Below are 8,372 nucleotides of genomic sequence, written 5' to 3' on the forward strand. Positions count from 1 at the left end.
GGTGTTGAAGGACTGGTAGGCCTGCTTGCCCGGAGCCACGTCGGCCACCGTCTTCTTGCCGAACGGGGTGTTCAGCTCGATCGTGGCCGGCGCGTTGCCGTCGTTGACCGCCGTCACGGCGAGGTACACCGAGCTGCCGATGCAGCGCGGCGCGGCCGTGACGGTCAGCTTGACCTGCTGGGAGGCAGGCTTGACCAGCTTGAAGTAGTCGAACTTGACCGTCTTGGACGCGCCCTGGTTGGTGCCGATGGTGTAGACGCCGATCTTGGAGGCGTCGGCCACGGCGCTGTTCTTCACCACGGCGGGCGTGCCGTTGGTGGCCAGGTCGGTCCAGGTGGTGCCGTCGGAGGAGTAGGAGCCGGTGAAGCTGTCTCCCACCTTCTTCAGGCGCAGCCACCACACACCGGTGGTGAGGTTGTTGACCTGCGGCTGCGGGTTCTGCACGGTGCCGCCGACCTCGCTACGCAGCTCGATCGTCCGCGCCACCGTCGACCCTGCGGCGTTGGTGGTGAGGAAGTCGAACTTCACGTAGTTGTCGTCGTCGCCGTAGACGATCAGGCCGCCCTGCTGGTACTGCTCGCTCAGAGCCGAGCCGTCGACCTTGGTCTCCAGCGTCCAGTCACCGTTCGGCGCCTTCTGCAGGATGAAGTTCTTCGGGCCGGTGTTGTCGGTCCCGTAGATGTCACCCTTGGTGGTGTCCAGCTCCAGCACGCCGTTGTTCACGCGAGCGGTCGTGGCGTCGCCACGGACGATCGCGTTCCAGCGGCAGGTGTCGAGCGCGGTGCCGTTGAAGTCGTCGTCCGGGTTCGGCGCGGTCGCCTTGTCGTCCGGCGTGATCTGGAACCAGTCGAACGAGGCGTCCACCACCGGGTGGTTGGCCCCGGCCAGCGAGATCAGGCCGATCTTCGGGTTGGTGATCCCGGCGAGCGGCTTGGTCTCCGACATCGCGGTGAAGTTGGTGCCGTCGGAGGAGTAGTGAGCGGTGATGTTGGTGCCGTCGCTGATGAACCGCACGTACACCGTGTCGGGGTAGGCGTCCCCGAGGTTGGCGGTGTTGCTCGCCGTGACCTCGTTGGGGGCGCCCTTGTCCTCACGGATGAACTGGAAGATGCGGCTGGCGTGGTTCGGCCCGGAGGTCGAGCGGCCCTGCAGCACGATCTTGGCGTAGTTGTCGTCGTCGCCGTACAGGACCAGGCCCGCCTGCTGGTAGGCGTCGGTCGCCTTCAGCGTGAGCTTGGCCGTGGCCGTCCAGGCGCCCGAGGGAGCCGGCTGCACGACGATGTTCGGCGTGTTGTTGGTCGTCTGGTAGATGTCGGTGGCAGAGGTCGGGATGACGAGGTTGCCGCCGGTGACCTTCAGGTCCTGGTTCTCCCGGATGACCGACCAGCGGTCACGGTCGAGCTGGTCGCCCACGAAGTCGTCGGAGCGGCCGGTGAAGCACACCGTGGCCGGCGCGTCCACCTTGATCTGCACCTGAGCGCTGGTGGCAGCGCCCTTGGCGTCGGTCACCGTCACCGTGGCGGTGTAGGTGCCCGGCGCGGTGTAGGTGTAGCTCGCGTTGGCCGTGGTCGGCTGCGGCGCGCCGTTCACCCCGAAGTCCCACTTGTAGGTGAGGGGGGTGTTGCCGTCAGGGTCGCTGGCGGTGGTGGTGAAGTCGACCTTCAGCGGCGCGATGCCCGTGGTCGCGTTCGCGGCCACCGACACGGTCGGGCGCTGGTTCTCCGTGGCGCCCTTGCCGATGAAGTCGATCCAGTTGAAGTTGAGCAGGAAGGCGTCGTTGGCCGCGCTCGCCGGCTTGCGCACGACGAAGTACAGCGGGCCGCTGGTCGTCGGCGCGTTGGTCAGGTTCAGCGTGACGTCCTTGAACGTCTGCCAGCCGCCGGTGTTCGCCACGTCGACGGAGCCGACGAGCGTCCCGGTCGCCGGGTCGCCCTGCCGGACCTGGATGGTCCCACCAGAGGTGTTCGACGAGACCCGGAACCGAATCGCGGAGATGTCGGTCAGGTTGATCGGGTCGAACGACCACCAGTCGCCGTCCTGGATGTTGCCGATGTTCTTGTTGCCGCCCGCGGTGTCGGTCGTGTCCTCGACCGAGACGCCCGCGGCGTCGGTGCCCGTGCCGCCCGTGATCCGGCCGGTCGCGCTGAAGTGCTCGGCCTGCTTGCGCTTGGGCTGCAGGATGACCTGACCCCGCCCGGTGAGCGGCTTGGCCGCCCCGGCGCCCTTGTCGGTGTAGCTGGCCTCGATCACGTAGAACAGGTTGTCGTACTCGCCGTGGCCCGCCATGGCGGTCTGCACGACGGCCTCGCAGCCGGTCGTCTGGTCAAGCGGGTGACCGTGGGTGTCGTGACCCAGGATGGACTGGATCTGCACCTTGCTGCAGTCGACCGTGCCGTCCTCGGCGTCGGTGACGGTGACCTTGAACTTCACCTGGTCGCCGAACTCGAAGAACGCGCCGTTCGGCGGGAGCTCGACCTTCACCTGGGGCTTGGTGTTGCCCGCGTTGATCACCACGCTCGCCTTGGCGGTCAGGCCGTCGGCGTTCGTCACGGTGAGGACCGCGTTGTACTCGCCGGCCTGGTTGTAGGTGAAGGTGGGGTTGGCCTCGGTGGAGTCGGTCTTGCCGTCGCCGTCGAGGTCCCAGGCGTAGGTGATGGCCTTGCCGTCGGGGTCGCGCGAGCCGTCGCTGCTGAACTTGACGGTCAGCGGGGTCGGGCCGTCGGTCTTGTCGGCGGTCACGCGGGCCACCGGCGGACGGACGCCCTTGACGTAGTCGATGCGGTAGACGCCGGAGTCGGCGTTGTCGCCGCCGAAGCCGGAGCCCCACTCGATCAGGTAGAGGGCACCGTCGGGACCGAACTTCATGTCCATCGGCTTCAGGAACTTCAGGGTCTGAAGGATCCGGTTCATCTCGACGAGCTTGGTGCCGTCCTCGTTGAGCTGGAACGACCACATGGCGTTGTTGTTCCACTCACCGAACATGGCCTTGCCGTCCCAGTACGCCGGCCACTTGTTCGTCGACGTGATGTCGGCGTTGTAGCGGTAGACCGGGCCGCCCATCGGGGCGCCGCCGCTCAGCTCCGGGAAGTTGTTGGGGTCGGCGGCGTAGTGGTACCAGACCGTGGCCGGGGTCACCGGCGGCAGGGTGGTCAGGCCGGTGTTGTTCGGCGAGTCGTTGACCGGAGCGGAGCAGTTGAACGCCGCACCCGACTGCTTGGTGTCGAAGTTGTAGTCGATGTAGGGCGAGTTGTTGCCGATGCAGTACGGCCAGCCGAAGTTACCCGGCTTGGAGATGAGGTTCCACTCCACCGTGTTCTGCGGGCCACGCGTGGCGCTGGCGGAGTTGGAGTCGGGGCCGTACTCACCCAGCATGATGTTGCCGGTCTTGGAGTCCACGCCGATCCGGAACGGGTTGCGGAAGCCCATGCCGTAGATCTCCGGCTTGGTCTTCGCCGTGCCCGGCGCGAACAGGTTGCCCGACGGGATGGTGTAGGTGCCGTCGGCCTCGGGGTGGATCCGCAGCAGCTTGCCGCTCAGGCTGTTGGTGTTGGCGGAGGTGCGCTGGGAGTCCCAGTTGGCCCGGCCCGACCGCTCGTCGATCGGCGCGAAGCCGTCGGAGGCGAAGGGGTTGGTGTTGTCGCCCGTGCCCAGCCAGAGGTTGCCGGTCTTGGGGTCCATCACCATGCCGCCGCCGTGGTGGCAGCACTCGGCCCGCTGCACCGGCACGTCCAGGATCTTCTTCTCACTCGCCTTGTCCAGGGTGTCCCCGGTGACGGTGAACCGGCTCAGCCGGTCGACGTTCTCCGAGCCCGCGGGCGAGTAGTACAGGTAGATCCACTTGTTGGTGTCGAACTTGGGGTCCAGCGCCATGCCGAGCAGACCGCTCTCGTTGGCGGTGAACACGTCCATGTGCGCCGCGGTGACGGTGCCACCCTCGGGCTTGATGACCTTGACGTCGCCCAGCCGGTCGATGTAGAAGACCCGGCCGTCCTTGGCGACGTCCAGCATCATCGGGTTGCTGGTGTTGTCGTCGAGGGTGACCTTCTCGTAGCTGCCGCTCTGGGAGGCCGAGCAGTCGGCCTTCTCGGCGCCCGCGGCGGTCTTGATACCGCCGAGGAGCAGCTTGAGGAAGTTCGCCTCGCTGTAGTTCTCCTTCAGGTGGCCCAGGCCCGTGTACCACGAGCGGCCACCGTCGAAGTCCTGACACCACGTGTTGGGGTGGTCGGCGCCCATCGTGCCGCCGGTGTAGGACTTCTCGTCCAGCGACGTCAGGACGTGGACCGTGCCACGCGGGTTGGTGCGGTAGTCGTACCACTCGTCGGTACGGCTCCAGGTCGTCGGCAGGCCCGCCGTGGACGGGTGCGCCGGGTCCTCGACCTTGACCGTGGCCTGCTGGATCGCCGGGTGCTGCTTGAAGTACCCGCCGACCAGCTTGCCGTACCAGTCCCAGCTGTAACCGCTGTCGGCCGCGGCGTGGACGCCGACATAGCCGCCGCCCTTTTCGATGTACCGCTGGAAGGCGTCCTTCTGGTCCTGCGTGCTCACCGGGTCGCCGGTCGTGGACATGAAGACCACGGCCTGGTACTGCGCCAGGTTCGCGTCGGTGAACGCCGCGCTGTCCTCGGTCGTGTCGACCGCGAAGTTGTTCTCCTGGCCGAGCTTCTGGACGGCCGCGATGCCCTCGGGGATCGAGTCGTGCCGGAAGCCGGTCGTCTTGGAGAAGACCAGCACCTTGAAGTCGGGCTCCGCGGCCGCCGTGGCGGCCTCGGCGCTCACCGGCGCCGAGAAGAGCGTGATGGTGGGAGCGAGGAGGGCGAAAGCCATCGTCGCCGCGGTCCGACGACGTCGTCCGCTGTTTGGCTGGGCCGCATTGAGCGGCCAGGCCCACGTTCGAGAACGTGGTGTCATGGAAAACCCTTCCTGACCGGGGGGACGTCAGCAAGGCGCGCGCCGCCGCGCTGTTGCCACTTGGTTGTACGGATTTTTCGGGTGCTGGAGGGTGCCGTCTCCAGGTCTGTGGGGGCCGTCAGTAAACTGCCGGCCTGGGTAATGAATCCATGATCGTGGTCGGGTCGTCGATGATCTGGTTCACCACCATGCTCGCGGCGCCGCGGGACGCGGCGCCGAAGCCGAGTGTGGACGCGACGAATCGGCACTGCGTGGCCGGGGCGGCCATCACGAGTCGCTGCAGCTGGTCCTGCGCGTGGGGCAGCAGCCACTCGGCCAGCGAGGCGAAGTAGCCTCCGATCACGATGACGCGGGGGTTGAACAGGTTGGCCACGATCGAGCCGCCGAGCCCGAGCCATTGGCCGACCTGTGCCACCGCCTGCATCATGCGCCGGTCGCCCGAGGCCAGCCCCCGGGCGATGTCGGCCACTCGCTCGCCGGGATCCGGAACCGGCATGCCGGGCAGTCCGTACGCCTGCTCGGGCATGGCCGCGCGCACGAGCGCGGCCAGCCCGACCTTGGTCTCCCAGCAGCCGATGCGGCCGCAGCCGCACTGGTCGCCGTTGGGGTCGACCCGCAGATGCCCGACCTCGCCGGAGAAGCCGTCCGCTCCGCGCAGCAGCTTGCCGCCGGAGATGATGCCGCCTCCGACGCCCACCTCGCCGGTGAGGTAGACGAGGTCGGGAGTGCCCGCGGCGACGCCGGAGGTGAACTCCGCCAACGCGGCGAGGTTGGCGTCGTTGTCCACCCTCACCGGGACCCGCAGCGAGCCGAGCATCGCGGAAAGCTGTTCCGCCAGCGGCAGGTCCTGCCAGTAGAGGTTCGGCGCGAGCGTCACGACGCCGCGCGCCACGTCCACGAGGCCGGGGACGGCCACCACGATGCCCGCGGGGACGGCGCCGGCCCGCGCCATCGCCTTCACGGATTCCTTGGCCACGAGCCCGAGCCGGCGCACCGCGCTGTCCGGGCGGCTGCCCATCGTGTCGAAGACCACCCGGCGCTCGACCAGGACCCGGCCGCTGAGGTCGGTGCCGTGGACCGCGATGTAGTCGACGTTGATCTCCATGCCCAGGGCGCCGACGTGCGCGCCGTGCAACGCCACCGCCCGCCTGGGACGCCCGACGGCGCCCACGTGCTCGACGCCGAGCTCCCGCACCAGCCGCCGCTCGAGAAGCTCGGCCATGAGACTGGAGACGGTCGCCCGGTGCAGCCCGGTCGCGGTCGCGATGTCGGCGCGGGACAGCGACGCGTGGTCGCGCAGTTCGCGCAGCACCAACGCGAGGTTCGCCCGGCGCAGTGCGGCGGGACCCGCCGGCGGAGAGCCGCCCGAGGGACGGGTGAGGTGCGGCCCGTTGCTCACCTGCCTCACCTGCCCTTTGTTTGTCTCTGAGATCAATTAATCAGGGTTGTAACATGCGGATGTCCGGAAGTGCACCCCCGCGACGCGTAACGAGTTGGCATCGCTCGGTTCCGCCGCAGGTCAGCGCCAATTCGTGACCTGGTTATCGGAACGTTACGCAACATTCGTCCCGTATCCCCTTGTGCGTCACGTCCGTCACTGTCTTTAATTCGGCCAGCCATGCGAACTAATTGAGGAGAGGCGTGGACCACAGCAGGGCCGACGGCCGTACGACCGACTCGCCGAGTCGTGGTGCCTCCGCGGGTGTTCCCGCGGACCAGGCCACCGTGCGCCGTTCCAACCTTGCTCTGGTGCTGCGTCACGTCAATACGTACGGCCCGTGCTCCCGGTCCGCCGTCGCCGTCGCGACCGGGTTGAACAAGACCACCGTCACCAGCCTGGTGAGCGAACTGCAGGCGCGGGGACTGGTCAAGGAGACCGGGCCACAGCACGCCGGCTCCGTCGGCCGTCCGGGCGTCGCGCTCGTCCTGGACGGTTCACGGATCGGCGCCCTGGGCGTCGAGGTCAACGTCGACTACATCGCCGCCTTCGCCACCGACCTGGCCGGAAGGGTGCTCGCCGACCGGCGCATCGGCTTCGACGCCATGAGCTCCAGCCCGGAGCGCTCACTCGACGAGCTGGCCCGGATGATCGAAAGGACCGTCGCCGACCTCGACCAGCTCGGGGTCGCCGCGGCCGGGATCACCGTGGCCATTCCCGGCCTGATCGACACGACCACCGGCACCGTCGTCGTCGCCCCGAACCTCGGCTGGTGCGGGGTGGCGGTGGCCGAGCGGCTGTCCAAGGCGGACATCCGCGCGGACATCCCCATCGCCGTGGACAACGACGCCAACCTCGCCGCGCTGGCCGAGTTCACCTCGGGAGTGGCCGCGGGCACGCTCGACATGGTCTACCTCACCGGTGAGGTGGGCGTCGGCGGCGGCATCATCTCCGGCGGCCGGCTGCTGGGCGGCGCGGACGGGTTCGCCGGGGAGGTCGGCCACGTCATGGTCGACCCGTCCGGTGAGCGGTGCCGCTGCGGCCGGCTCGGCTGCTGGGAGACCAAGGTCGGACTGGCCGCGCTGGTGCGCATGGCCACGCCCGACCGCGCGTACGGCATGAGCCGGCAGGTCGTCCGCGACCCGGAGGAACGGCTGGCCGAGATCGAGCAGCGGCGGGCCGAAGGCGACCCCCGCGTCGACGCGGCCCTCGCGGAGGTGGGCCGGTGGCTCGGATTCGGAGCCGCCACGCTGGTCAACCTCTTCAACCCCAGGGTGATCGTGCTCGGTGGCTACTTCGCCAGGCTCGCCGACCGGCTCATCCCCGCGGCCCAGGAGGAACTGGTCCGCCTGAGCATCACCGGCGCCGCCGACCGCTGCCGGTTCGTCGCCTCCGACCTCGGCTTCGGCGCCGCCTCGCGCGGAGCGGCCGGCGTCGTCGTCGAACGGGCGCTGTCCGACCCGACGGCCATCGCGATCCGACATCCCAGCCATCGGGGCGCCTGAGGAACCCCGATGACCCATACGCCCCACTCGTGGTGGACCCGCGTGTCCGCCGCCCCGTCCCCGCGTACCGCTCACTCCGTCTGACCTTCCTTACTGTCCCCCGTCCACCAGACCTCCCGTCCGCCTGACCGCTGTGTCCTGGACCGCCGGCACCTCCCCGCCCATCCCGCGTGCCGCCGGCCATGGCTCCCGCGGTCGGGCGGACGGGACACCACCGTGCTTGTTTCCCCCACAAGAACGTCCCGCCCGCCTGATCGGCTGTCCGAAACCGCGGCGACACCGTTGACGCCGACCTCGGTGCCACCGCGGTGGTGCCAACCCGGCGCCGTCAGGCGGGCGGGGCCACACGGCCGCACCCACAACCCCCAGGAGGCTTCTGTGCCGCGGTCATCATCCGACTCGGCGTCTCTCCTCGTGATGCGAGGAATCGTCAAGCAGTTCCCCGGCGTACGCGCGCTGGATGGCGTGGACCTTGAGGTCAAGGCCGGGGAGGTGCATTGCCTGCTCGGCCAGAACGGTGC

General features: G+C 68.8%; 3 protein-coding genes and 1 pseudogene. 2 read left to right on the forward strand and 2 right to left on the reverse strand.

All coding sequences use genetic code 11. The features are described from left to right. Positions 1-4,824: ThuA domain-containing protein (locus AB0O28_RS39670; protein WP_363648180.1), on the reverse strand; the 4,824-nt coding region annotated here is incomplete at its 3' end. A 202-nt stretch (positions 4,825-5,026) separates the two neighbouring features. Beyond that, on the reverse strand, positions 5,027-6,307 hold the full coding sequence (locus tag AB0O28_RS39675) for an ROK family transcriptional regulator (RefSeq protein WP_363648182.1): 1,281 nt from the start codon (positions 6,305-6,307) through the stop codon (positions 5,027-5,029). A gap of 242 nt (positions 6,308-6,549) precedes the next feature. Between AB0O28_RS39675 and AB0O28_RS39680 the strand changes: the two genes are divergently transcribed. Beyond that, complete coding sequence (locus AB0O28_RS39680; protein ID WP_363648184.1) at positions 6,550-7,851, forward strand: ROK family transcriptional regulator; 1,302 nt, start codon at positions 6,550-6,552, stop codon at positions 7,849-7,851. A gap of 417 nt (positions 7,852-8,268) precedes the next feature. Then, a pseudogene (locus tag AB0O28_RS39685) lies at positions 8,269-8,372 on the forward strand (sugar ABC transporter ATP-binding protein); the annotation flags it as partial.

The organism is Microbispora sp. NPDC088329 (assembly GCF_040685655.1).
Lineage (GTDB): Bacteria > Actinomycetota > Actinomycetes > Streptosporangiales > Streptosporangiaceae > Microbispora.